Annotated in this window: 20 protein-coding genes; 5 read left to right on the top strand and 15 right to left on the bottom strand. The window is 65.0% G+C overall.

Going from position 1 to position 24,820, the window contains the following annotated elements; all coding sequences use genetic code 11:
• Positions 1-30: 30 nt before the first annotated feature.
• The 9 genes from ACIQCZ_RS33305 to ACIQCZ_RS33345 all read right to left on the bottom strand — a co-directional run bounded on the left by ACIQCZ_RS33305 (position 31) and on the right by ACIQCZ_RS33345 (position 12,430).
• Positions 31-228, bottom strand: a complete 198-nt coding sequence (locus tag ACIQCZ_RS33305) for a hypothetical protein (RefSeq protein WP_402287990.1) — start codon at positions 226-228, stop codon at positions 31-33.
• 124 nt (positions 229-352) lie between these two features.
• A complete protein-coding gene (locus tag ACIQCZ_RS33310; protein ID WP_402287993.1) occupies positions 353-3,151 on the bottom strand; it encodes a UvrD-helicase domain-containing protein in 2,799 nt (932 codons plus the stop codon).
• Positions 3,152-3,464: 313 nt separating this feature from the next.
• The gene (locus ACIQCZ_RS33315; protein WP_402287995.1) at positions 3,465-3,716 is read right to left on the bottom strand and encodes a hypothetical protein; all 252 of its coding nucleotides are present in this window, start codon (positions 3,714-3,716) and stop codon (positions 3,465-3,467) included.
• 106 nt (positions 3,717-3,822) lie between these two features.
• Entirely contained in the window at positions 3,823-5,730 is a 1,908-nt protein-coding gene (locus ACIQCZ_RS33320) for an AAA family ATPase (protein ID WP_402287997.1), read from the bottom strand.
• A gap of 151 nt (positions 5,731-5,881) precedes the next feature.
• Entirely contained in the window at positions 5,882-6,394 is a 513-nt protein-coding gene (locus ACIQCZ_RS33325) for a hypothetical protein (protein WP_402288000.1), read from the bottom strand.
• 565 nt (positions 6,395-6,959) lie between these two features.
• Positions 6,960-8,645, bottom strand: a complete 1,686-nt coding sequence (locus ACIQCZ_RS33330; RefSeq protein ID WP_402288003.1) for a hypothetical protein — start codon at positions 8,643-8,645, stop codon at positions 6,960-6,962.
• A 108-nt stretch (positions 8,646-8,753) separates the two neighbouring features.
• Entirely contained in the window at positions 8,754-9,995 is a 1,242-nt protein-coding gene (locus ACIQCZ_RS33335) for an AAA family ATPase (RefSeq protein ID WP_402288004.1), read from the bottom strand.
• A gap of 336 nt (positions 9,996-10,331) precedes the next feature.
• Positions 10,332-11,378, bottom strand: a complete 1,047-nt coding sequence (locus tag ACIQCZ_RS33340) for a hypothetical protein (protein ID WP_402288007.1) — start codon at positions 11,376-11,378, stop codon at positions 10,332-10,334.
• 107 nt (positions 11,379-11,485) lie between these two features.
• Complete coding sequence (locus ACIQCZ_RS33345; protein WP_402288009.1) at positions 11,486-12,430, bottom strand: hypothetical protein; 945 nt, start codon at positions 12,428-12,430, stop codon at positions 11,486-11,488.
• 267 nt (positions 12,431-12,697) lie between these two features.
• Between ACIQCZ_RS33345 and ACIQCZ_RS33350 the strand changes: the two genes are divergently transcribed.
• From ACIQCZ_RS33350 to istB, 3 genes are read left to right on the top strand one after another with little or no spacing between them, the layout of a single operon-like run.
• On the top strand, positions 12,698-13,093 hold the full coding sequence (locus tag ACIQCZ_RS33350) for a hypothetical protein (protein WP_402288011.1): 396 nt from the start codon (positions 12,698-12,700) through the stop codon (positions 13,091-13,093).
• Positions 13,094-13,151: 58 nt separating this feature from the next.
• Complete coding sequence (gene istA, locus ACIQCZ_RS33355) at positions 13,152-14,567, top strand: IS21 family transposase (protein ID WP_402288014.1); 1,416 nt, start codon at positions 13,152-13,154, stop codon at positions 14,565-14,567.
• Positions 14,564-15,331 carry an IS21-like element helper ATPase IstB gene (gene istB / locus ACIQCZ_RS33360; protein ID WP_402288016.1) on the top strand — a complete coding sequence of 256 codons (768 nt, stop codon included), beginning with the start codon at positions 14,564-14,566 and terminating at the stop codon, positions 15,329-15,331. Before istA ends, istB begins: the two co-directional genes overlap by 4 nt.
• A gap of 614 nt (positions 15,332-15,945) precedes the next feature.
• Here the strand turns inward: istB and ACIQCZ_RS33365 are convergent.
• The 3 genes from ACIQCZ_RS33365 to ACIQCZ_RS33375 all read right to left on the bottom strand — a co-directional run bounded on the left by ACIQCZ_RS33365 (position 15,946) and on the right by ACIQCZ_RS33375 (position 20,301).
• Positions 15,946-16,347, bottom strand: coding sequence for a hypothetical protein (locus ACIQCZ_RS33365; protein ID WP_402288019.1), 402 nt, complete (start codon positions 16,345-16,347; stop codon positions 15,946-15,948).
• Positions 16,348-16,635: 288 nt separating this feature from the next.
• Positions 16,636-17,154: a hypothetical protein gene (locus tag ACIQCZ_RS33370; protein WP_402288022.1), complete on the bottom strand. Its 519-nt coding sequence runs from the start codon at positions 17,152-17,154 to the stop codon at positions 16,636-16,638.
• Between the two features lie 1,230 nt (positions 17,155-18,384).
• On the bottom strand, positions 18,385-20,301 hold the full coding sequence (locus tag ACIQCZ_RS33375) for a helix-turn-helix domain-containing protein (protein ID WP_402288025.1): 1,917 nt from the start codon (positions 20,299-20,301) through the stop codon (positions 18,385-18,387).
• A gap of 740 nt (positions 20,302-21,041) precedes the next feature.
• On the opposite strand from ACIQCZ_RS33375, the gene ACIQCZ_RS33380 reads away from it, so the two are divergent.
• On the top strand, positions 21,042-21,545 hold the full coding sequence (locus ACIQCZ_RS33380) for a hypothetical protein (RefSeq protein ID WP_402288028.1): 504 nt from the start codon (positions 21,042-21,044) through the stop codon (positions 21,543-21,545).
• Positions 21,546-22,307 (top strand): hypothetical protein, encoded by a 762-nt coding sequence (locus ACIQCZ_RS33385; protein WP_402288031.1) that lies wholly within the window; start codon positions 21,546-21,548, stop codon positions 22,305-22,307.
• A gap of 692 nt (positions 22,308-22,999) precedes the next feature.
• Here the strand turns inward: ACIQCZ_RS33385 and ACIQCZ_RS33390 are convergent.
• From ACIQCZ_RS33390 to ACIQCZ_RS33400, 3 genes are all read right to left on the bottom strand, one after another.
• The gene (locus ACIQCZ_RS33390) at positions 23,000-23,806 is read right to left on the bottom strand and encodes a DUF6881 domain-containing protein (protein ID WP_402288034.1); all 807 of its coding nucleotides are present in this window, start codon (positions 23,804-23,806) and stop codon (positions 23,000-23,002) included.
• Positions 23,807-23,947: 141 nt separating this feature from the next.
• Complete coding sequence (locus ACIQCZ_RS33395; protein WP_402288037.1) at positions 23,948-24,313, bottom strand: hypothetical protein; 366 nt, start codon at positions 24,311-24,313, stop codon at positions 23,948-23,950.
• Between the two features lie 92 nt (positions 24,314-24,405).
• Positions 24,406-24,612 (bottom strand): hypothetical protein, encoded by a 207-nt coding sequence (locus ACIQCZ_RS33400; RefSeq protein WP_402288040.1) that lies wholly within the window; start codon positions 24,610-24,612, stop codon positions 24,406-24,408.
• Positions 24,613-24,820: the final 208 nt, after the last annotated feature.

Genomic DNA, 24,820 nt, shown 5'->3' on the forward strand with positions numbered 1-24,820 from the left:
CGGGCGGCGGGCGGCAACGCCCAGCGATGCTCAAACACCGCCGTCCCGCCGGGGTCGTGAGGGGGACATGGCGGGTGCGGCTTGCTGCGCCTGGCGTTCTGCCAGGGCGTTGATGGCGAAGAGGACCTCGCCGTGGATGGCCCATTGGTCGAGGTAGTGCCAGGCTTCGGCGAGGCTCTCGGCGAGCGGTTCGTCGTACGCCTTCGTGCCGGGCGCCCTGTGTGCCAAACACGGTCATGGTGTGGGCTTGGGGGCTGGGTCATTCAGGTGTGTGAAGTGTGGAAGACCGCAGGGGCGGGTGTCTCGCTCGTCGAGAACACCCGCCCCTGCGGCATGGGGTGGCGGCGGTTGGTCAGACGGCCGCAGTGACCGCAGAGCGATCGTCGGTGTTGCCGGGAGCAGCGTCGTCGTTGTCGTCCAGGAGGTCCGGATCGATGCCGAGGGCGCGAGCGGCGTTCCTCTTGTCGCGCTCGGTCAGAGCCGTCACGATCTGCTCGTAACTGCTCTGGATCGGCGGGTTCTTCACGGTGCCGTAGCCGAGTACGTACTGGCTCTTCATGGCGCGAGTGAAGGCGACGTAGAACATCCGCTTGACGTCCTGGGTCATCTTCGTGTCCTCCCTGTAGAGGACGACAGCGTTGTCGAATTCGAGACCCTTGGCACCATGGATCGTCGAAACGACCAGGTCGGCCTTGGACTCGAAGTTCTTCCGCTTGCGCTCCTGGTTCCTCTGCTTGTTGATGTTCAGCTTCTGCTGGTTCCGCTGAATCTCGAAGGAGAGCAGGTTGTCGCGCAGCCGATCAAAGAACGCCTTGTGTGTGAGCGTGCCCTGGTGGCAGAGCGTGACCCAGCCGTTGATGGTCGCGCTGTTCTCGATCCACCACTCCGAGATCGTGCGCAGGATCGCCTTCTCAACGTTGGCGTTAGCAGCGTTCTTCGTCAGCTTGTCCATGTTGTCCTTGATCCCCTGGGAGACCACGAACGCGGCGTTGGCCGGCGGTGCCTGCAGGGCGTCGTTCCAGAAGAACTTGATGTACTTCGAAAAGATGTCCGTGGCGTAGACGCGATCGCTGACCAGAGAGGCGACGCGGCGGTCTGGGTAGCGCTTTTCGAGCACATCCTGAATCAAGGACACCTCGCGGCGCGAGTAGGCCAGGAAGGCCACCTGCTCGCCCCGGCCCAGGCACTTGTCCACGTAGTCGGGGATGACCGTGTTGCGTACGATCGCCTGCAGGTCCTGGGTGACGAACCCGGTGAGTCTGGCCACCTCGCGGTACTCCAGGGTGACCTTCTCCTGGAACGAGTCCGCCGTAGGCATGGCGAGCGAGTTCGCCTGCAGCTGGATGTTGGCGAACTGGTTGGTCTCCAGCCCGCCGAGCACGACGTTCGCGAAGTCCAGGATCTCCTGGTTGCTCCGGTAGTTCGTCGTGAGCTTGAAGGTCGCGAAGACCCCCGAGCCCTCCAGCGTGTTGAGCGCGCGCGGGTTCGCTGAGCGGAACTCGTACAGCGTCTGCGAGGCATCGCCGACGATGAACAGGGACTGAGCGTGCTTGGTGATGTACTTGAGCACGTAGATGAACTCAAACACGCTGTTGTCCTGCACCTCGTCGATGATGAGGTATTTCGACTGCACGTGGGCCGGCTCGGCCATGTCGTCGATCTTCTGGTAGCAGATGATGATCTGCAGCTCCAGCGACGTCTGCTCGATGCGGTCGAGCAGGGCGATCACCTCGTCGAAGTGGCTCTCGACGAAGGTGTTCAGGGCCGTGAAGGCACCAGTCCTGTTCTGGTCGACCTCCAGCAGGCGGCGGCGGAACGTCGCCGCGAACTGGCTGTTCGGGTAGAAGATGTCGATCGAGTTGATGATCGTGTCGATCGCCGAGACCTTGTGCCTCGGGTGGTTCATCGAGTAGATGTCGATGATCATCTTGGCGATCGTCATCGAGCCGACGTCCGAATTCTTCTCTGTGATGTTGTCGGCAGCGGCGTTGGTGAACGAGAGCACCGTGATGTCCGAGGCGGGGACGCCGCAGGCTTCGAGGTACTTGATCCGTTCGAGGATCACGGTCGACTTGCCGGTGCCGGCTCCCGCCTGCGTCATCACCAGCGGCTCGTGCGTGGTGAGCGCGTCGAGCTGCTGCTTGGACAGGTGAGGCGGCAGATTCGGAGGCGTCGCCGGCTGCGCAGGCACGATCAGCTGAGGCTTCATCTGCTCCAGGTGGTCGAGCGTGTGGTTCATCAGCAGGCTGAGGTTCTGCTTCGACAGCTTCGTGGCGATCTGGTCGGAGAAGGTCGCATCCAGCTTCTTGTGGATCTGACGGTAGGCCTCCAGCGGGACGTTGTAGTTCTCCAGGTAGCGCAGCTGGACGGCGAGCATGTTCAGCTGCTGCTCCGTCGGGCCCGCGGGCATGTCCTGGATGTAGCGGGAGACCTCGTCGGCAATCGCCTCGGAGTCCCAGATCTGGGCCAGGCGCGTGATGCGCTCGTAGATCGAGTACTGGCGCATCCACTTGTCGAACTCATCGCCGAGGTTGGAGGCCGTCAGGCCGGCGGATGCGAGCACGTCCTGGACGTAGTCACGGGCGTTCTCCAGCGGGCTGCTGTCCCACTGCAGGAAGACGGCGGCGTCGTGGTTGCCGTAGCCGACCGAGCGCGAGACGGCGGTCGCGTACTCGGGCTCGGAAAGCCCCTTCTTGAAGAGGTACAGCTCCATCCGGTACTGGATGACGAGGTCGCGCGTGGACTTGCCGCCGGACTTGTCCTCGTAGAACACGAGCGCCTGCGGGGTCATGTCGAAGGCGACGTCCCAGTCGTCGAACTGGCTGGACGAGGTGTCGACAGCGAAGCGGTCGTCGGCGTGCGGGCTCGACAGGGTGAAGGACCCGCCGGCGTTCAGGGCGCGGCGCGTGATCGGTGCGAGCGGGATCGATGTCGTGGTGATGTCGTGCTGTGTCGAGCTCTGCTTGACCTCGATATCGGTGGCCATGGCGTAGGCGGTGTTGGTGGCAGTGTTGATCGGCAGGAGGGACTCGTTGAGCAGGCCGATCTTCTTGCCGTTGCCGGTGAGCTTCGAGGAGAAGAACTTCGGGTCGACGGCCTTCTGAGCAACGGCATTGGCCGAGAGGTCGAGGTCATCAAGCAGGACAGGCATGTCGTTGCCTTTCTCCAGTGGATCGAGAGGCGAATTGAGAGAAGGTAAAAAAACGTCGCACAGCAATTTCGACAAGAAATGAATAGTCAGTCGAATGCTCGAAGGCGAGCGAGAGGCGCAGCAACAGGGCTGGGCCATGGGCGCAGGTACGAACACGGGCGGGGCTCTCGTCAGCCGACGAGCCCCGCCCGTGTTCCTCTCAACCCACCCGTCAGGGGTCGTTAGGCCCCTGAATCCGGGGTATGTGGCGAAGCCACGCCCCGGACACCGCGCACTACCCAGGCGCGCGGTCGTTCATCAGCGGCAGCTCATCTCACTTCGAGGTCGACTCCGAGCGCCGGTCGGGACCATCGACGGCAGCATCGCCGGCATCGAGATCCCAGGGACAGGCCGTGACGAGGGATCCTGCGGGATCGACCTCGACCAGGCCGAGCATGAGGCCCAGTTCGCGGAGTTCATCAGTGCTCCGGACATGGGTGGCGAGGTTCGCTCGGGCCGCGGCGGAGAGCTCCATGGCCCGCTTTCGATGCTCTTGGAGCAGAGGTTCGGGGAGCATGGTGGACATGGCTGTCCCCCTTTCTGAGCAATGAGGGTGTGGCGGTGAGGTACGCCGAGGGCTCATGTTCCGGAACGGCTGGAACAGGAGCCCTCGGTGCGATGCGGACGGCTGCTCAGTCGTCCGACGGGGATGCCGAGGCTGTGCCGCCGGTCTGGGCAGCGAGCAGGTAGTCCTCGATCCAGGTGCGAACAGCCTTGCGCGCCGGCCGCGCACCCTGGGAGTCCACGTAGGTGCTCTCTTCGATGGCGCGCAGCTCGTCGTCAGGCATCGACACGGGCAGCGCCTGGGCCAGCCGCGGCTTGGCCTCGACGATCCGCTCACGCTGCCGCTCGTAGTCGGCGGCCATGATCTGCCGGTAGGTTCGCCGGTCGATGGGGCTGAACCCCACGACCAGTGAGAACCGGCCCAGCAGCTCGGTGTCGAAGAACTGCTCCAGTGCCTTGTTGAGGCTCTGGTTCGAGATGGTCTTCGGGTTGTTGCCGAAGCCGATCATCTTGCCGTCGAGCGAATCACGGGCGGCATTGGTCGTGCAGATGACCAGGGCCTTGGAGAAGTCCAGCATCTTGCCATGGGCGTTGCGGATGTAGCCCTCGTCGAACGCCGAGAGGAACAGGCGTTGCACGGCCTTGTCGGCCTTCTCGAACTCGTCGAGCAGGATCACCCGGTGGGGGTTGGACTCCAGCGTGTCGAACGGGAGTTCCTGGTTGGAGTCCGATCCGACATAGCCGGGAGGTGAGCCGATGATCTTCGACGTCGACCACTCGCTGTGGAACTCGGTCATGTTGAGGATGATCGGCTCGGTGCCGGTAGTCTCCTCAGCGATGATCTTGACCGCCTCGGTCTTACCCACACCCGAGGCCCCGGCGAACAGCCACGTCGTGGGCGTCTTCGTCGGGAACAGGTCGAGCTCTTCGCGGGCCAGACGGTCCGTGAGCTTGGCGAGCACGTCGTCCTGGCCCTGCAGGCGGCTGGTGAGCGTGGCGCTCAGCGCGGCGACGTCGAGGTCCTTGCGCTGGGCGTTTCCGGTCATCAGGCGCTTGGCCACATCGAGCACACGGGTGTTCGTCAGCGGCACCTGCGGGATGGACCGCAAGGTCTGCGCGAGTGCCGTGTCTCCGGCGTTCTCGGCCTGGACGATGAGCTTCTTCTGCTCCAGGACCCGGTCAGCCATCGCGCGGTCGAGCAGCGTGATGGCGTTGTCCGGCCGGTGCTGGCCAGCCCGGGAGTTCGCTTCGGCGATCTGCACCACCGAGGCCAGGACGTCGTCGGAGACCCCGATCCGGTGACGGTAGTGCGCCATCAGGCCGGGCCGGACCGCGGTCATCACGGCCAGCGTCTGTTCCACGCTCAGCTCGTCGACGATGAGCCGGGTGAAGCGGCGGGCGAAGGCCGGGTCCTCGTCGAAGGCACGAGACTCCGTGCTGGTGGTCGCGCCGATGACGGACATGTCGCCGCGGGCCAGGGCCGGTTTGAGGATCTGCGAGATCTTCCGGCCGACGGCGTCGCCATGGCTGCCGGACCCTCCGGTGATCTGGTGGATCTCGTCCATGAACAGGATGGCCTTGTTCTTGGGGTCCGAGGCGAACTCGACGATCACCTTGACCTTCTCCTCCAGCGAGCCGACGATGCCGGTCCCGGCGATGATGTTGGTGATGGGCAGCTCGTAGATCGTGTAGTCCTTGAGCTGGTCGGGAATGAGGGCGTCGCCGAGCGCGATGCGCCGTGCAATGTCCTCGACGATCTTCGTCTTGCCGACGCCGGCGGAACCGACCAGCAGAGCGTTGGGCTTGGTCTTGCTGATGACGACCGAGAGGACCTGCCCGATGAGCGTGTCACGGAACATGGTCGGATCGGCGTTCTTGAACTTCTCGTTGTAGTCGACGAGGAGCTCCTTGACGTCATCGGCGCTGCCACCGCTGGACGGCAAGGCCACGGACGGGAACTGCGGAGGGAAGCTGCCGCCACCGCCGTTGCCCTTGTCGTCGTCGGAGCCGCCGGGTGTGAAGTTGCTGAGACCCACCGGGTCCTCCTTCGGTGCGGGTCGCTCGGCGTGGTGGCGCGCTGGGCGAATGCGCCACGGTGTCCCGAGCAGGGATATGGATGAGTGAGAGGGAAAGTCAGGGGTCGTCAAAAGCGGCACTGCTCTTGACGGTTTTCGAGGAGCGGCATGGTCAGCTGACCTCGATATCGCCTGGCACGATGGTGGGCGCAGGCTTGGTGAGCGTGGCAGCGACCTCTTCGAAAGCGGCGATCGCCTTGCGAAGATCAGCGACGATCTCCGCGGCGATGCCGGCCGGGTTTCCGAGTGCTTCCGCGTCCTGGGCGGGGCTGTCGCGCGCAGGCCAGACCGTGGGCCAGGCGTCGGCCGGACGGCTGACAGGAATGGTGACGAGGACGGTGTCGACGGTCGTCCCGGGCTGAGAGAACGCCCGGGCCGGAAGTGCTTCGACGAGACCACCGCGCTGTTCCACGAGCTTTCGGAAGGTTGTGGTGCTGCCAGTCTGTTCAGCGACGGTCCACGACATGACCGACACCAGCAGCCCATTCGGTTTCAGGAACCGCAGGGCGCGGGGGACGTGGGCCATGTCGGTGCCGCGGGTGAACGGCGGGTTCATCAGCACCCGGTCGTAGCCAGGGTTGGCGGGGGTGGAGGAAGTCGGCGACCTGCACTCGTCGTACCACATGCGTGTCCGACAGGTCGGTGGCGTACCCGGGGTCCCGCTCGATGCAGTCCACGATCGCACCGCGGGCTGCTGCGGCTGTGGCACCGGAGCCGGCAGATGGTTCCAGCACCGTCATGCCGGGCTCAAGGGCAGCCAGAGTGATGAGCCGGCCGACAACGGGGTCGGGTGTGGGGAAGTACTGAGCGAGGGTGCGCTTCTCCCCCAGGGTCACGACTTCACCAGTGCTGAGCACTGGGGCGAGCGCCTCGGCGGCGTCGACGGGGAAGAGGTGCGCACTCTCAGTCTTCGTCCATCGACCGCCGACCGCTTCCAGGACCTCGTTGACGCGCTGGTACAGGGCGGGAGTCAAGCGGGGGCCGACGAGCACCAGGCGATGACCGTCAGTCCTGGTGCGGTCTGACAGAACTGCGAGCACATCCGCGGGGATTCGCATCGATGGTTCCTTTGGTGCGGCCGAGCAGGGATTGGATGGACGGGAGAGAAAGACAGGGGTCGTCAAGAGCGGTGCCGGCCAGGGGAGTTGGTTGCACGGCACCGCTCTTGGCGGTCCTTGGGGGCAGCAGAGTCAGACGACCATGCCGAGGAGCCTCTGCCGGAGGCTCGGATCGATGTGCTGCATCGAGTCGGCGTAGCGTTTTGCCAGGTCGACCATGAACGACCAGTCCATGGCGGAGCACGGTGCGTAGTACAGGTTCTTCGGGTGGTCCTGACGCGTGGACGGCGGCAGCCAGTCGAAGTCGGTGACCAGGAGCGAGAGCCTGCGCTGGCGCACGCGACTGGCGTTGATGTACCGCCAGATCTGCGTGTATTCCGTCCCGCCCGACACCTTCGGGATCCTGCGGAACTCCTTCCAGATCTGAGCCGTCGACTTGTTCTCCGTGCGCAGCATCACCTCCTGGGACAGGAAGTGGCTGAACGAGTTGAAGTACAGGTTGATGTTGAGCTTCTTCCCGATCCGGATGAGCATCATGACCGCCTCCTGGTAGTTCTCCTCGGAGATCGAACCGGAGGTGTCGATGTAGATGTGCAGGTCGGGCATGTACTGCACCGAGGTGATCCGGCCGGGCTTGTTGCAGTCGTCCGGGTCCCGGCGGTTGGCCTTGAGGAAGGTCGCCTTCGTCGTGCGGAAGATGTTCTGCGACTTGTTGACCTTGCCCATCCGGCGCAGCACCCGGGTGATGTCCTCGAGCAGGTCGAGCTTGCTCGGCGGCTGCTTGCGGAACGCCACCTGGGCACTACGGCTGCCAGGCTGGCCCGGTTGCTGCTTGGCTCCCAGGGTGGCAGCCCGGGCGGCTGCCCGTGGCAGCGAGGTGAGCTTGGACAGCGACGTGTTCGAGACGACCTTCACCGGCGAAGCCAGCGACTGGTTGATGAGGTTCCACTCCCCCGTGATCTTCGCCGCGGTGGCCCGGGCATGGGCCTCGACGTTGACCAGGACGAGGGAGCGCGGGCAGAACAGCTCCCCGACCGTGAACGGCAGGACGCCGGTGTTCAAGGCGGTGTTCTGCTGGCCGGCCTGGGCACGCTGCTGCTCGACGTAGTTCATGAGCATGTGCACGAGCACGCGGGCGAAGGAGTGCTCATCGTTGGCGTCAGAGTCGTCCTTGCGCACCAGCAGCGACTCGGTGAGCCCCTTCAGGGACAGGACCGTGAAGTCGTTGAGCAGCTTGGTGGTGGCCGGCGGCAGCGCGCTGGCCATCGTCTGAGTCTGCTGGGACAGCCAGACCTTGAAGTCGTCGAAGGCTGCGGAGGACTGGAACCAGAACCCGAGGGTGTCGGGGTGGAAGGTGTAGGCGATCGAGGCGAAGAAGGCGCTCTCGTCGCCGGTCCCGGCCAGCAGAGCCTTCGCGGCCGGGAGGACATCAGCCTGCGCGGTGTAGAGCACCCGCGGGGAGGGCGCGGGCATCTTGTTCTGCTGCCCGGCCTGGACGGCGAAGAGCTCGGCGACCGGCAGCGGTGTGCCCTGGTCGAAGTTGATCAGGGTTTGTCCGAGCAGCTCCTTGACGGTCTGCTCGCTGGCCACGTTCAGCGTGTTACCGAGGCAGCTCAGGACCAGATCCGGGATGTCCCCCGTCAGATCAGCGCCCTGGGCGTCGGTGATGCTCGCCGGGGCGTTGGGATTCAACGGCTCCAGCAGCGGGTCGATGAGGGTCTGCTGGATCGCCGGCATCGGGTCGTAATCACCGGTGCACGAGATGGTGTGCAGTGCGTCGAGTACGGCCGGCTTCTGGTTCGTGACGGTGATCGTCATGGGTCGTGGTCTCCTTCTGAGGACAAGGCAGCGGCAGAACGCCGCCGGCGGTGGGGAGTTGCAGCAAGGACTGCACCGCAGCAGTCCCCACCACCAGTGAGCGAGCGATCAGAGGAAGGCCGAGAGGACCGGCTTGGCCTGGTTGACGATCGGAGCGTCGATCTCCATGAAGGCCTCCAGGTTCTGGCGGTCGATCTGCTGGCTGGTCACCATCTCGATGAGCGTGCGGGTGTGCTCCGGCTCGATCTGGGTGATGGCCTGGGCCAGCTGCTCGATGAGGCGCGCGTTGTCCTTGCTCTCCTTGAGCGCGTACAGCAGCGACCCGGACTTCTCGTTGTCGGTCAGCGTCGCGATGACCGCGGCCATGTCGGTCATGGTCGCTGCGGCCTTCAGGCTCTGGTAGCAGTTCGGCTTCGGGACGTTCACCCGGTTGTGCTGCACGCCGCCGGCATTGTTCGCCAGGCCCTGAGAGATGGTGGCCACGAGCTGCGTGGTGAACATGGTGTCTCCGACGTAGGCCTCGATGGCCTCGTTCAGCAGCGAGGTCTCGCGGTCGCCGATCTGGATCGGGGTCGCCAGATACTGCGCCAGCTGCTCCGGGTCGGCCGCGTTGAGCCACTTCGACAGGTTGTCGATGGTGCGCGGCGTGGTGAGCTGGTTCATCTCCTCACCGCCGTCGAACAGATCGGCCATCGTGACATTGCCGTTGTCGTCGTCGTCCTGACCGTCGGCGACGATGGCCTCGGGCGTCGACTTCTGGAAGATCAGCCCGGGGTACTGCGTGAGCACCGTCTTCACCCAGGGGTTCATGTTGTCGCCGAGCACGGACATGAGGGTGGCGGCGTCGGGCTCGACATGAAAGATCGCGAAGCGGGACAGGCTCGCCTCGTCGAGAGAGGTGACGTTGCCCCTGTCGTTGCCGGCCACGACGATGCGGACGTTCTTGGGCAGCTCGACGTAGCCCATGCGGCGCAGCGTGACCAGGGTCAGCGCACCGGAGGTGACGTCGGAGGTGGTGCGGTTGATCTCGTCGAGGAAGAGGATCGGCCACTCACGCGGGTTCTTCTCGGCGTAGTCGATGCACTCCTGGATCACCTGGTGCGGGTAGAAGACCTGCTTGTAACTCTGCGTGCCGTCGTCCTTGGTGTACGGCACCAGGCGCGCACCGGTGAGGTCGGCCTTGTCGGCGAGCTGGTTGCACGGCAGCGTGAAAGCCTGCGTGCCCATGGAGTAGGCCAGGTCCTCGACGAAGCTGGACTTGCCGATGCCGGGTTCGCCCATGAGAGCGGGCGTCGCGCCGACCTCAAGTGACTGCTTGATGAGGGTCGTCAGGGTGTCGTTGAACTTCATATCGATGTCTTTTCTGTGCGTGGGCGAGGAAGGGAGAAAGACAAGAGATGTCGGAGGACGGCGCTGCTGCTCATGCGCCGCCGAGACTGCATAGGCCGTGAACGGTCCTGTGGCGCGGGCCGCGCCGTCGGAGCCTGGCGGAGACCTGTACTCCCGCCATTGGTGGCGATGGAGCCCCGCTGCACATCGCCGCCCGATCGCGCTCCGCGCGATCCAGCACTGTCTCCCACCTGTGCTCGGCCCCGCCGCGGCACCCGTCACCCACCGCACCCGCTGCCGGAGGCAGCAGATGAACCAGGAGCAGAAGCAGCAGCAGGAACAGGCACAGAGCGTCAGTCAGTTGGTCGACGAGGAACGGGCCTCGCGGTCGGCCACGAGCGCGGCGGCTCGGTCGAGGAGGAAGGGCCGGCCGTTGCGCCGCTCGCTGTGCTTGGGGCGCGCAGGGATGACATCGACCGCCGCCGTGTAGAGCAACCACGCGGTATCGCCCGTCGAGTACTCGACGCCGAGGGCGCTGTAGGCGCGCAGTTGCGTCCGCATCCAGCCGTAGAGCGACGCGAGAACGGAGAACTCCCAGCGGGACATGTCGTGGTTGAAGTCACCGGGGTCCCGGAGCTGATGGCGTGCACTGGCCAGGGTCTGCTCGACGATGACCTGCGAGTACGGGATGTCGGGCATGTCCTCGGCGGTGTCGACATCTGATGCTGAAGCACCGGAGCTCTCGCTGGCGTTCACGGCCAGCTGCGCGTAGAGGTCCTCGATGGAGGCGAAGGCCGGCGCGCTAGTTGCTGCGTTGACGTGAGCGATGATGCGATCGGGCACCAGCTGGCGGGTGAAGGTCGACCAGTGGTCCAGGAGCAGCTCGTACCAGCCGTGTTCCTCACGCAGGACGCGCTTGCCGGCGGCTACGGGGAAGTCGTGGAAGTTCTTCGGCAGCGGCATGACGAGATGGAAGCCCTTGCCGGACATCGACAGCTCCGAGTAGAGGATGCCCGGCAGCCGCATCAGGTCTGTGGCCACACCTGGCGGGCAGTCGGCCTCGATGTCGAGGACGAGCAGCCCGTCAGTCTGGGCTTGGAGGTAGAAGGCAGTGTTCGCGGCGTCCGGTATCGCCGCGGTGAGTTCGTCGAGGGTGAGCAGGCAGGTCTCGTCCAGGGCGAAGGCTCCGCGTAGAGGGCCGGCGTGCTTACAGCTGGAGGTGCAGCCGGCGAGCAGGTGCCGTACGTCGATCGGGGCCTTGCGCTTCGGCGGCCTGGTGTGATCGTCAGGGATCTCTTCCCCGATCTGTCCGGAGATGGTCCACCGACAGGCACTGGCAAGAGTACGGATCGCGGGGTTGCCGTAGAACTGCGGGAACCAGGCATGGGGGTCGGCTGGAGTCATCGTGGGACGCACGCTTTCGATCGGAGGCGTCAGGAGGGGAAGAGAAAGACAGGACCCCCGTACTGCACGGATGCGAGTACGGGGGTCTCATCGATGGTCAGCGTGGATCAGCCCTGGTAGGTGATCCCCGCCTGCTGGGCCGAGCCAGAGCCGTTCCAGGGGCCGGTGGCCACGGGCGAGCCCACTGCCGAACCGGCGTCCTTGAGGGAGGCGTTCTCGGCCTCCAGGCGCGCGAGCTTCTGCTCCAGGGTCTCCTGCTGGGCAGGAGCGGGAGCTGCGGCCGGAACAGCATCCGGAGCAGGAGCAGCAGCGACGGGCGCAGCCACGGCGGCCGCCGGGGCCTGAGCCTGAACCGGAGACTGCGCGGCCACGGCCACAGGTGCGGACGCCGGCTGCGGGGCCGGGAAGGACAGGCCGTCCTCCACCTCGGTCGCCACGGGGACGGCGGCAGCAGGGGCAGCACTGGCAGGAGTGGCCTGAACGGGGCGCGGCGTGCCGTTGAGCACGATGCCACGCGCAGCCAGCTCAGCCTGGTCGATGCCGCCGGCATTGTAGTAGTGCGGCGTCTCGTGGACGATCACCTGTTCGAGAGCCAGGCCGCGGTTGTTGAAGTCCTTCGGCTTGTAGGTGCGCAGCACGAGCGTGACGTCGAGGCCCTGCGCGAGCTCCCGGCCGGACTCGTCCTGGTCGTAGGTGCCGTCGCCCTTCGGAGAAGGGATCGCGATGACCGGCAGTGTGCTGCCCTTGGAGTCGATGGAGTAGTTGGGTCCGGTTTCGGGCCGCTTCGGGGAATCGTAGCGGCGCTCGGAGACGAACTGCTCTTCGAGGGTGGGGTTGTTCGGATCGGCGAACTGGACCTCGGCGTGAATGATCGTCGCGGTGGTGTGCGGCTTGCCGACGGGGTTCATGCCGTTCTTCGTCTTGCGCTGGTCGCTGGCGACGAGCTCCGCGCCCTCGATGAGGCGGGCGAGTACGGCAAAGCCGAGCTTCCCGCGGATGAAGACGTTCCTGCCCTCGGTGATCTGGCTGGCGGAGATGGCGTAGTTGGCCATGGTGGTGCGGTTCCTTTGTTCGGTCTGGCGGTCGGCGGTTCGAGGGTCTATTGGGGGCTATCGGACAGGATTCGAACTGCCATCCAATCCCCTATTATATCAACTTCAGTTCGGCTATGAGTAGAATCTAAATATTGAGCATGAATGGTCATGTGTGTCATTTACAGAGGAGAGACGACAGGGATGACGGACACGACTCGTAGGCCAGCGGAGACGGAGTCGAAGCCGTTGGCACAGACGAGAGCGCCTGCCCGGAGCCGCTGGCCGATGGGCTTCGGCAACGGACCCGTCATCGCCGCCAGCGTCATGGTGGGCGGAGCGGCGCTCTTCGCCGGGTGGGGTTTGACGCAGCTCGCGACGGCCGACGGCGGCTTTGTCCAGGCAATGCAGAGCAAGCACACGACGATCCAGGCACCGGCGGATCCGGGCGACAAGAACGCCAGCGGTGGGAGCGCTCAGGAGCCGAGCGAGGACAAGAAGGACGAGAGCAGGGTGAGTCAGGATCCGACGCCGGTTCGCGGCGACGAGGACAAGCCCAGCGGACCGGGTGCGCCGGCCAAGGCTGGGCCTGAGCCGAAGGTGAAGCCGCACACCATTTGTCGGCGTACAAGTGAACGTGCACCACCACGTACGGATGAGAGTGCACCATTCTTGATGCGTTGAAAGGCCGTGGCCGGGAGCCTGTTGTCGTCGGTTGAGGATCGGCGGAGGGCGGCTGACAGTGGTGTTGGATCCGCATCGGTGGCTGGAGCTGAGGCGGTTTCGCGGTCTGTACGAGTCCGGGGCGATGAGCCTGCGGGAGATCGCGAAGGAGACCGGGCTGAACCGTCGCACGGTCGCCAAGTACCTGTCGGCTGAGGTGCCGGTTGCGCCGCCGAAGAGGGCGGCGAACGGTCAGCCGCGTCAGCGGGTGGTGGACGAGGTCGCGCCGCTGATCGATGCGATGCTGCGGGCGGAGATCCTGCTCAAGGGGGCGGTGATCCACGAGCGGCTGGTGGCGGAGTACGGGTTCACCGGCAACTACCAGCGCGTGAAGATGTACTTGCAGGAGGCCAGGCCGCGGGTCGCGGAGGAGCTGGGCATCAGCCCGGGTGAGCTGGCCGGGCTGCACCGCCGGTTCGAGGTGGTGCCCGGAGCTCAGGCCCAGGTGGACTGGGGTGACGAGGGCAAGATCCTCGCCCATGTCGGGATCCCGAAGGTCTACTCGTTCCACATGACGCTGTCCTACTCGCGAGATCCCTTCTGCTGCTTCACCACCAGCCAGGACCTGGGGACGTTCTTCGACTGCCACCGTCAGGCGTTTGCCCACTTCGGCGGTGTCCCGATGTCGATCGTCTACGACCGGACCAAGACCGTGGTCCGCCGGCATGTCGCCCCTGGTGAGGCCGTTCCTCTGCATCCGGAGGCGGTCGCATTCGCCGGGCACTACGACTTCGATCCCGATGTGCTGGCGGCCTACCGGCCCACCGGAAAGGGCCGGGTCGAGCGGCAGGTGCTGATCGTCCGGGACCACGTCCTGGCCGGACGTGCCTTCTCCTCGGTCGAGGAACTGAACGCCGCCTTCGCTGCCTGGGTTCCGCTGCGACGGGCCAAGGTCCACGGCACCCACGGCGAGATCATCGGTCTGAGGGCGGTCCGCGATCACATGGCTCTCCGCCCGCTGCCGGCCGCTCCATACGTGGTCGCCCAGCGGCACCTTCGCTACGTCGGCAAGGACTGTCTCGTCGCCTTCGAAGCGAACCTCTACTCGGTGCCGGCTCTCCGGATCCGGCCGCGGCAACTGGTCGAGATCAGGGCCACGAAGTCCCAGGTCACCCTGCATGCCACCACACCCGACCGGCAGGGAGAAACCCTGCTGGCCACCCACCCGCGGGCATTTGGCCGCGGTGCCCGGGTCGTGGACGAGCGGCACTGGGACGGTCTGCCCACCGGGACCGGCCGCCGCGTCACGGTGGGCGGAGACCTGCCCGCACCGCGGCGGCAGGACAGCGGGCTGAAGGCGGGATCGCTGTTGGCCTTGCTGAACCGGGCCGCGGCCACCCAGGTCGAGGTCGGCCGACGGCCGTTGTCGGTCTATGACGAGCTGACCGGCACCCGCCCCTTCACCACCCACCGAACGCCGAAGGAATCGTCTTGAGCGAGCTGGTCTCCACCCGCATCCGCAACACGGCCGCCAAGCTGGGCCTGCCCCACCTGGCCGAGGCCCTCACTCAGTACGCTCAGCGGGCTGACGAGGCCAAGATGGGCTACCTCGACTTCATCGACCTGATCCTTTCCGAGGAACTGGCCGTCCGTGACGACCGCCGATTCCGCCAGGGCCTGCGATTGTCGAAGCTGCCGCATCACAAAACGCTCGATGACTACGATTTCTCGTTCCAGCCCGAGCTCGACCCCCGCAAGGTCAAAGACCTTGCCACCCTGTCGTTCGTCGAGGCCAAGGCCAACGCTGCCCTGCTCGGGCCGCCGGGGGTGGGCAAGACGCACATCGCCGTCGCTCTCGCGGTCGCTGCCTGCCGGGCCGGCTACTCGATCTACTTCACCAGCCTCGACGACATGGTCCGCAACCTCACCGCCGCCGAATCCGCCGGGCGCCTGACCAACAAACTCGGCAGCTACCTGCGGCCAGCCGTCCTTGTTCTGGACGAAGTCGGCTACCAGCCCCTCGCTCGCGCCGAGGCCAACCTCGTCTTTCAGGTCATCTCAAAGCGATACGAAAAGGGCTCGATCATCCTGACCTCGAACAAGACCTTCAGTGAATGGGGGCAGGTGTTCGGGGATGAGGTCCTGGCCACCGCCATCCTCGACCGTCTCCTCCACCACTGCGGAGTGATCTCCATCAACGGCCCAAGCTACCGCCTCAAGAACCGGCTCGCCGCCATCGAACGAGACGACGCGGCCTGAAGTTCCCTGCAACGGGCGGGTCTTGACCTGCGGAGATGGACGATCGGGCGTCACTGATGCCCTCGGCGTCGATCCCCTGAGCACTTGCGCTTCCCTAACGACCGGATGCCGGGAAGGCAGGTCCGCCTTGTTCCTCCTCGTCCCACTCCAAAGCGCTGATTGTGCGGCGGCGCCAACGTGTGATGGCTACGACGACGACCACCCCGCCCAGCAGGCTGACCAGCGGAACACCCCAGGCTGCGGCCACGAAAAAGGTTCCGAGTGACTCCATGACGCCCCCTCTCGGGGCGAGAGTACTCCGCAGGGCGCGGCATCAGGTCCGTGGATCGGCTTTCCGTAGAGCAGGTGGCGAAGATTGGTGCACAGATCTCTGTACTCGGTGGAGCACTCTCATGAGTACGCCGACACCATTCGACCCGGCGATATGCTCACCGCGGTCTCGGGGGCGACGGGGGTGCCGATCGGCATCCTCGTCGAGGTGAGCAAGCTCATCCATGCCGGAGCTTCGCTGCTCATCCCGCCGGTGCGGTGATCCAACAGGACGGCACCGCTGCACACGGAGCCCGATTCGATACCCTGATCACCACACAGGCGACCAGGGCATCGTCGTCTTCTCAGGCAGAGGCCGCGGCCGCCCTGCAGGCCTGCAGGTCCATCAGTCGCGTGCACAGCCGGCGCAGCTGCTCGATCTCGTCGACGCGAAGATCGAGGGCGTCGTCCAGTGCGAGCCTGGGATCGGCGGGGGCTGTCATGTTTTGGTCCGGAACTCGACCTGAGCAAGGTTCTTGATGCGTAGCCAGAGGCTCACCCGCCTCGCCCCGATCAGGAACACTGTCCTCGTTCTTGTGCAGGTGCAGGAGCGGGATCCATCCGATGGTAACGAGGGTCGAGATCTCAAAGTCGTTCGAGCGCTGAATGACGCGGTAGAGGCTTCCCTCGGGGGTCTGCCAGATCGTGGTCTTGCTGCGGTGGATAGTGTCATGACCGCTGCGGAACTTGACCGTGAGGTCCTTCATCCCCAGCTGACTGGTCGTGGCTTTTGCTCCTGGAAGTCGAAGGTGCCGAAGGCGAACTGCGCGGCCTTGTCGACCTCATCGCGAGACGTCACCCGGGACCGGCGTGAGCCGGTCCACGGCACGTCTCTCCGTAGAGCACTCAGCCTGGGTTCGACATCCGGATCAGCTGTGCTGATCCCCACCTCTGCTGGGAGAGCGCAGCGTTGAAACAGCGTCAGAGAACAGAAGACCCTGCCGGGCATGCAACCGCAGCCGGCGGGGTCTTCTGAGAGTCGAGGTAGCGATCTCTCACGCCGCATCAGTGCCGTCGGACTCACCCCGGCCGAAAAGGAATCCGCGGACATCACCGGTCTTCATCATGTCCTGTAGGTGCGCGAGGAACACCGCGCGCTGCGTGGCCCGGCGATCGGCCACGAGGTCGTACTCTCGCAGTGCCGTCAGGTTGACGACCCAGCCGTTCTCGCGGGCGATGGCCTGCTCAAGCTGGGACTCTGGCACGATGTCCATGTCGGTGAAGTCGTGGTCGAACTCAGGTGCGATGTCGAGGTGTTGGCCCGGCTCGTCGACGTAGAGCGTGTCGGCGCCCACCTGCTGGCCGGCCTTGTCGAACGCCACGAGGAAGACGCGGTCTGCCCTGGCGGTGTTGTCGACATGGACTGCTACGACGTCGGTGTCGACGATGAAGGTCGTCAGCTCGAACCGCTCGTAAACGCGGGCGCGAGCTTCGTGGCACCACATGATGCGCCGGGCCTCGTTGAAACCCTTGAACTCGTCAGAGTTGGACGCCTCAGGGTGGGGGTGGATCATCGGTGCGCTCCTTCATATGCAAGATCGGGGAGGTTTGCGATGCCAGGGGGCGTATTGGCTACGACGCATGCCTCGAACCAGCGACCCTCAACCGTTTTTCACTGCAGCACGGCAGGGGAGATACTCCCCCCTACCGGAAGGCCCCTCACGGGTCTGGTAGTTCGAGCTCGAACGACGCCGACGAGCGGCGACGACGGCTAGCCGCCGGGCCTGTCTGCGTCGGAGCTCTGAATGCGGATCGGCCAAACCAGGAATCCACTGCCGTCCACTGACACGACAGTGCGCCGTTCCGGCGGGCTCTTCAGGTGCCTCACGTTCATGTGGTTCGCCCCGCTGTCTCCGGGGGTCAAACGTCAGGAAGAACCTGTACCGCGCTGTTGTGGCGTGGATCGCTGGTCTAACCTGAACTCCGGTCGACGTGCTCCAACACGCTGCCGGAAGACCCCAGTGGTTTCTCATGTCTGCTGGTGGTGACTCTGCCGAGAGTCGTCTTGCACAGGCCCATCCGGGCCCGCTTTTGCACTGGCGAGAGCGGGTGCCGGGTGGTGACTCCAACCACCTCCGGCGCCCGCCTCCTGGTGTGCCCGGCTGGTTTGCCGTTGCTCACCTAACCCACTTGCCGCGGGCCTGATCTCCCGACTGCTGACGAGTTCGGTCCACCTCACTCATCTCGCAAGTAGAGATCGACTTGCACTAGCAACGATATACATATGATGCAGGTGCCGCCATTACGCCTCTGCACAAACCGACCGGTTGGACGTTTCGGCTCTGCACTTGGCAACCACCTGGCAGCGCAGGTGTGCACCTCCCGTGAGATGTTCACGTCGGGGGTGCACACCACTGACACGGATGGCCACCCCCGGGGCCGACCGACCATCCGATCAACCGGCAAATCCCCTGCACGATAACCGAGTTGGCCAAGTGCCAGCACTCCAGCCTCAAGCCCTACCCCGCAGTCAGGCAATGAAGAAGGCCCGTTCCGCGCACCCTCTGACCTCGGGAGTCACCTACCAATACCCCAAGCGCTGACCATTCCGACCGATAGGGCCGTCTTCCAATTCCGATCTATCGGACATTCATAACGATTTGAGGCATTTCAATTGAGACCGGTCAGTCGTTTATTGGCCGAGGATTCCACCCACCCTGGATCCCCGCAGCCCCACGCATGGTTCATGATTCACGTTAGCAAACACAAAAGTGCGGCATGTTGTTCTGAATTCGTGGTCTGCCTCAGGCCACGACGCGCAGGCCGCCATCGGGGTGATCTGTGAGAAGACCGGGGTTGCCTGTAACAACGTACAGAGCGACGTGGAGATCGCGCACACCGGAAAGGGTGGCCAGATCGCGCTGCATGTGATTCTCAAGAGCGCGCAGATGGGAGCGGACCGTCACCTCGGAGAGCCCGAGTGCACGGGACGCTGGCTCGACATGTGTGTCAAAGGCGAGCCAGGCACGTGCCGTTGTCAGAAGGTCGCGCCGATCCGCCTGGGCTGGCCGGACCAGGGCCTGTGCCCATGCCTGCACCTGAGGGGCGACCAGGAGGCTTGCCAGGGAGGGCGGTTCCGTGCCGGTGACTGCGGCCGGATTGGCAGTTTCCCTCTGGGTGACCATTTCCAGAGCCAGAGCGACCGTGATGCGGTCGCCTATACGTCCGAAATTCATGTGGAGGAGTTCAGCCGCCCGTGCAGCACGGCGCATGACGGTGTTGCGGTGCAAGTGAAGCCGACGAGCAGCCACCGTGTACGGATAGGCAAGGGCGGCCGGGAGTGTCTCACGCATCGACTCCCACTGCACCCCGTCCCGCATCAGCGGACTCAGCAGATGGCGGGCCCAGCACTGCGCTTCCGCCTGAGGAAGAAGGCTGACGAGGTCGGACCCATGTACCGAAAGGGCTACGGGGTCCGGCTGCAGTGCGGCAAAGCTCTGTGCGGTGATCGCCTCGTGAAGCGCATCGGCGAGAAGCGTCATGGAGTAGACGCCACTGCCGCCCAGCGACGAATGGGTTCCGAATGTGCCGACCAGGTGGGTGAGCTCGGCAGAAACGGCAGCCCCGTTGTCCTCCTCGGAACTGATCGGATGCACGATTAGGATCCTTCGTGCTCTCCTTGAGTCGGGCACAACGAGTGCCTGGTGCCCAATGGCGGCATTGCAGTGGCGCACAGCAGCATCCCGATACGCCTGCTCGGTTTCTACGACAAAAACACGAGCAGTGTCCGGCTCCAGTAGACCGGGCACCATGCTTGTCATGACACGACGGGCCTTTGCCACCTCACCGTCCAAAAGCAGCTCAAACGCTGCGCTGCGGGCCGCCCTGGAGGCATCGGACGCCGCCCGGTACTCGCGGTGCGCCTGGTCTACGAGACCCAATAGCTTCGCCGCGTGACGCAGCAGCCGCAGGTCCGCCTCATCGAACGGAATTCGGCGTGTTACGGCGAGTACGGTGTCCACTGCCGAGGTCGGAGCCAGCGGAATGAGCTGGGTATGCGGCCTGGAAGGAGCATCGGGCAGACCGGCGTCGACAGACTGCTGAATGATGGCCTGTGCGAGCTGTTCGGCCGCAGTGGCTGGCGAAGCGGCAAGGACCCGCTCCGGCTCACTGACCAGGACCTGCACGTCCAGGACACGTGCGAGCCAGTCCGCAATGCGCTGCATGGCCCGGGAGTCGGCAAGCTGAGCAGGCAATTCCTGGACGAGTGAGCTGAGATGGGAGGCTCGGCGCTCAGCAAGCCTGAGCCGGAACTGCTGGATCTCTTCGTGCACGCCTTCCCACATCCCGGCAGGCGCGGTCGTGATCAGAAGCGGGAGGTCCAGACGCTTGGCCTGATCCACGACAGGCTGGGGAAATGGCTGACGAGCGCCGGGAACGGCACTGACGATGAGCCCTGGGCTCCCCTTCCGGCTCATGTGCTGGAGCAATGTTTCCAGCACCGTCGTGATGCGACCGCGGAGCCGAAAGGGCACCGCACCGGTGATCAGGACGAGGGAGCCATCGGACAAGTTCCCGGGAACACCATCTTCCAGCAACTGTTCTGGAGTCATAGTGACCACGCCGGCAATCTCCGTGGCCTGGGTGTACTTTGGGCCGTCCCACACGAATGTCAGTCTGAGCTCAGGCTTGTCGGCGGGCAGCGAACCCAGTGTCGGCATCGAGCGCTCCTCGGACTATCCGGACAAAGTCGCGAATGCGCCATTGACGTTTGAGCTGCCACGGCACACAGGCAGTCACGACTTCATGAGAGCACTCCGGTTGTGCTCGCTCGACGAGGGCTGCGCCGCGCCGCCTGTACAGGTGCGTGAGGCGGATTTGCGAAGCTATACGGGACCTTGCCGTGAATCGGGTCTTCAAGGGTGTCCCGACGTGGCATACGCGGGATCCTCGTCCGGCCGGCATCAGAGATCCGGGCAGGGGAATTGCACCACGAAATCGCGTGAAGGGCTCGCTCGAAACTCTGCACTGAAGTGCGCCAGGAGAACACTCGGCTCGTTTGGTGCATCACGCACGCGTTGGCCCGTCTGGTCACTGCTGTTGACTTCACCTTGAACTCTCCCCCGATCGGCGCAGCGCCTGGCCTGAGGGCGCAAACCGCGGGTCATGCGGCGTGCGCCAGCCTCCTAGTTCGTCCGCTAACGTGTCCGGCTCGGTGAGCCACCACGGATCCACGGCCCACGGGGCGCCCAGGCCGAGATACTGGAGGTCCTAGCAGTCACAGTCAGTGCGCATCCCGCCGCAGAGCGGCTTCATTCCCGATCGTGATCCTGCCTTGCGCACGCGAGCGTGTCAACTAAAGTACACAGATGCGAGTCCCCGACAGAGCGAGAGACCGGTACATGGTCGTGAGCAGTTACCAGCAGGGCGGCCTCCAGGCCACATCCGGTAGCTTCTGCCCGTGGTGAGCAGCAGCAGCCGCCTCTCCTTGGCGGAGAAGCTCAAAGCACTTATGGCCGGGCACCGGGGCCGGGCGCACACGTCGCGCTCGCTGTCGGCTTCCGTGGATGAACTGCCGGGTGAGCACCCCTCGGTGTCTCATGCCGCCATCGCCAAGCTGGCCAACGGTTCTCAGGACAACCCGACTGTTAACACGATCATGGCCTTGTGCGAGGCTCTCGGCGGTGTCCCACCTGCCCACCTGCTGCCGCATGAGAGCTACGACGACCTTGAGGCCCTGCTGGCCTTCGAGGAACCACTCGTGCGCCATGTCCTGGTCTTGCTCAGCGGACTTCCGCCCAGCGAATTGCGGGGCGTCATCGAAGACTTGGAACGGCGTCGGGCTGGCCTCGGCCTGAATCGGGTCACCACCGGTGACGCCAGCGAGGCGTCGGGCAAACGCCAACGCCGACGGAGTAAAGACGAGGCCGCGCGCTATGCGGCTGACGCACTGGAAGGGCTGTAAGTGGACGGCATAGTCTTCGGGACGTGCACCGTGGCCGGTTTGCTCGTCTCAGTACTCTGCACACGGAGAGCCGTGGGCAACCCGCGCGTCTCCACATGGGCCATCGCCATTGCCTTCAGTGTGTGCACCTTGGGCGTCCTGTGTGCCGTTCCTGCAGTCGCCCAAGCGGCGGAGGACATCACAGGTATCGCTAATGTAGGCAAACTGGTAGCCCATGTCTGCGCGATACTGTGGTGCGCCGCTCTGCAGATCACGATGGTGGATCTGGCATACCGACCCGAGTACCTTAAGTCCGCAATATTCCAGCGCGGCTTCGCTGCGATGGTGGAACTAGCGATCATGGTGCCGCTCTTTCTGGCCACGAACCGGTCCGAGGTCCAGTTCACCGCCGCCTACGTCGATGACCCCAAGGTCGCCGCCTACCTACTCGTCTACCTTTCGTACGTCCTGGTCACCTGTGGCGAGCTCGCTTTCATGTGCGGCAGAACGGCGCGACGCAATTGGGGGATCCGCCCCTGGAGCGGTGCCGGCTTCGCCCTGTCCTCGATGGCCGCCGCTCTGGGCATGGCGTATTCCTTCTCCAAAGGGTCGTACATCATCTTTTACACCCTGAACGATCCGTGGCCGCTGAAGGCCGAAGAGGCTGTGAGCCCCGCCCTGAGCGGGCTGGCTGTGCTGTTCCTCTTCTCAGGCCTGACACTTCCCATGATTGGCTCCGTACGTGAGCGTCTACGCCAGAGAAAGGCCACAGCCGTCGGTTGACGACCTCCGTCGAGACTGCTCGTCGCTGAAAGTGCATCCCGTTGGTACTGGTCATTCCGCCGGGCCTACGACATTGTCCAGCGGGCAGCCGCCCGGAGGATCCATCAACCCCCGCCAAGCCGTGACCTCCGTGGCACTGACCCAACGCGAGAACAGAGGCGTCGTCCCACACCGGAATCCTCAAAGCGCAGTGGCTCACTCGGCCGTTGCTCAGGCTTCTGAGCAACGGCCAAGGCCTCGCAACGAACTCACCCCACTGGGCGAATTCCCGGGGCCTTCGTTGTCGAGGGAGTGGATATTTCGTGGGGCTGAGGTCGGCTCGTCCGAGAACTCCTGGACCACGGACCCCGGAGGCACATGCACGTCGATGCGGAGCACCGAGCGGTGGCCATCGCTGTCGTCCGGCATCGCGCCGTCCCGCAGGACGCCCAGGTCGTCGATGCTGTCCGCACTTGCCGCCATGCCAACCACGATGCTTCTGATCTCGCGTCCGTTGACGGGGGTGTGGGTTGCGCAACAGAAGGGCGGGAGGCAGAGACTGAGATTGGCGTTCGTTCTTGTCGTCGATCCCGTTGCTCTTGGTGCTAGGCGCGGCTCGGACAACGCGGATTCCTTCCGGTGTGTGGCCGACGGCTTCCCCACCCAGTGAGGGAACCACTGGTCGTTGCTGCTGTGTCCTTGCCGCGCCGCACTTACGCTGCCGGGTACAGGGCGGGGAACATCAGGCGGGCGGAGCGCATGTGGTGTCCGCAGAAGGGCTCGTCCTCGGGCCGGGACTCCTCGCAGTAGATCGCCGTGCTGGGCTGCTCGTCAGCCGACGGCTCGCAGTCGACGATCCAGCCGCAGGTGAGGCCCTTGGCGCGCTCGAAGAGGGCCGCGAACTCGGCGGCCGACACGGATTCGGCGCGCTGGTTGGTGCGGTCGTTGATGATGCCGAGACCGGGGACGTCCTCGGATTCTGTGTGCTCGATCTCCGCGGGCCCCACGCCGTGGTAGCCCTCCTCCCGCCACAGCAGGGTGCCGTCCGTATAGATCTCGACCCGGCGGGCCTCCGAGCGGTACCGGTCGTCGATCTCCTGGAAGATCTGGAAGGGGTGCTGGTTCGGCCGGGCGAGACCGAGGAAAGTAATGCGGCGGTAGGAGCGGCGGGGAACGCCGGTGAGGCTGGATCGGATGTTCAGGAGGTGCTCGTCGAACTCGTCCGGCGTCCTGATACCGAAGCTCATCTTCTGGCCGAAGTGGCGCCGGATGAACGCCTTGTCGACCTGCTGGACCAGCAGCGGCGAGCCATCCTGCCGGGAGAGCAACGGCTTGCCGGCCTCCTCGTGGAGGCCGAGGAACGCCCTCGTCCTACGCAGGGCCTCGGTGGCGTTGTCCTCGGTGAACTCCTTCAGGCCGAGATGGACGCCGATCGTGTAGTGGGTAAGCGGATAGGCAGTGCTGGTCTCCATCACCGGCAGCAGGCTGTAGTCACCGTCGGCGCGGCTGGTCTCGCTCATGTCGAAGTTCCTTTCTCGGGGTGTTTCGGGCATGCGAAAGGGGCCCGGGCAGCCAGAACCCAGGGCCCTTGGGGTAGAAGCGAAAAGGGCCCGTCTCTGGGACCCGGCGGGGTCACGAGGCAGGCGGCGTCGTGTGGTCTGTCAGCTCTTGCACGGGTCGGCCGGCGTGGGGACGGTCGGGGTCGTGGTGGGCTGCCGGGTGTGCAGCGGCTGCACGGCCGTCCCGTTGCGGCGGGCGGTCAGCTCCTGCTCCCAATGCAGCAGGGCGTTGCCGTGGTCACGGACACGGTCGCGGCGGTCCGCGGAGAGCTGGGAGACGGTGATCCACTTGTTCGGCGGGGTATTCCCGGGGCCGGTCTTGTAGACGGCGTCGGCGGGTGCGTCTTCAGCCTTTGCCTCGCGGCACCGGTCTTCGATGAAGGTGGCGTCGAGGGAGGCGATGTTGACGTACCAGGCCCAGACGAACGGGTATCCGTGCCACTGGGCGGGACTGTGGGGCTTAGTCATTGCCCCGCCGGTCGGTGTGTGCAGTTGGGGGCGTCGGCCATGGCTACCGAGTGCCTTTCTGATGTCGACAGGATGGGCTTCGGTCGGGGTGTTCAGGCGGCCAGTTCGTCGAGCAGGGCGGCGTAGTGCTCGGCAATGTCCATGTGCCACGGCCTGCGCATGACCCGCAGGTCCATCTCGTGGATCTCGCCGGAGCCGACACGGGCCTGATGGCTGGCCATCCACTGCTCGTAGCGGGCTCGCTGCTTGACGGCGTTCTGGTAGGCGGGGCCGGCGGTCACGTCCCGCGGCGGCGTCACCTGGAGCTGCTCGGAGTGGATGCCCGTGCCGTCCTCGAAGATGTAGCAGGAGAACGGGCCCAGTCCGGCGCCCAGGCGCTTCTCCAGCTTGAGGATCAGCAGGGATACGGTCTTAGCCTCGGGCTTTCACGAGGTGGGTTGTCCGATGCTTGATCAAAAAAGCGGAGAGTGCCCCTGACCTGCAACGATGGGACTTGTCTAGGGTCCT

Source organism: Streptomyces sp. NPDC093149 (assembly GCF_044754145.1).
GTDB lineage: Bacteria > Actinomycetota > Actinomycetes > Streptomycetales > Streptomycetaceae > Streptomyces.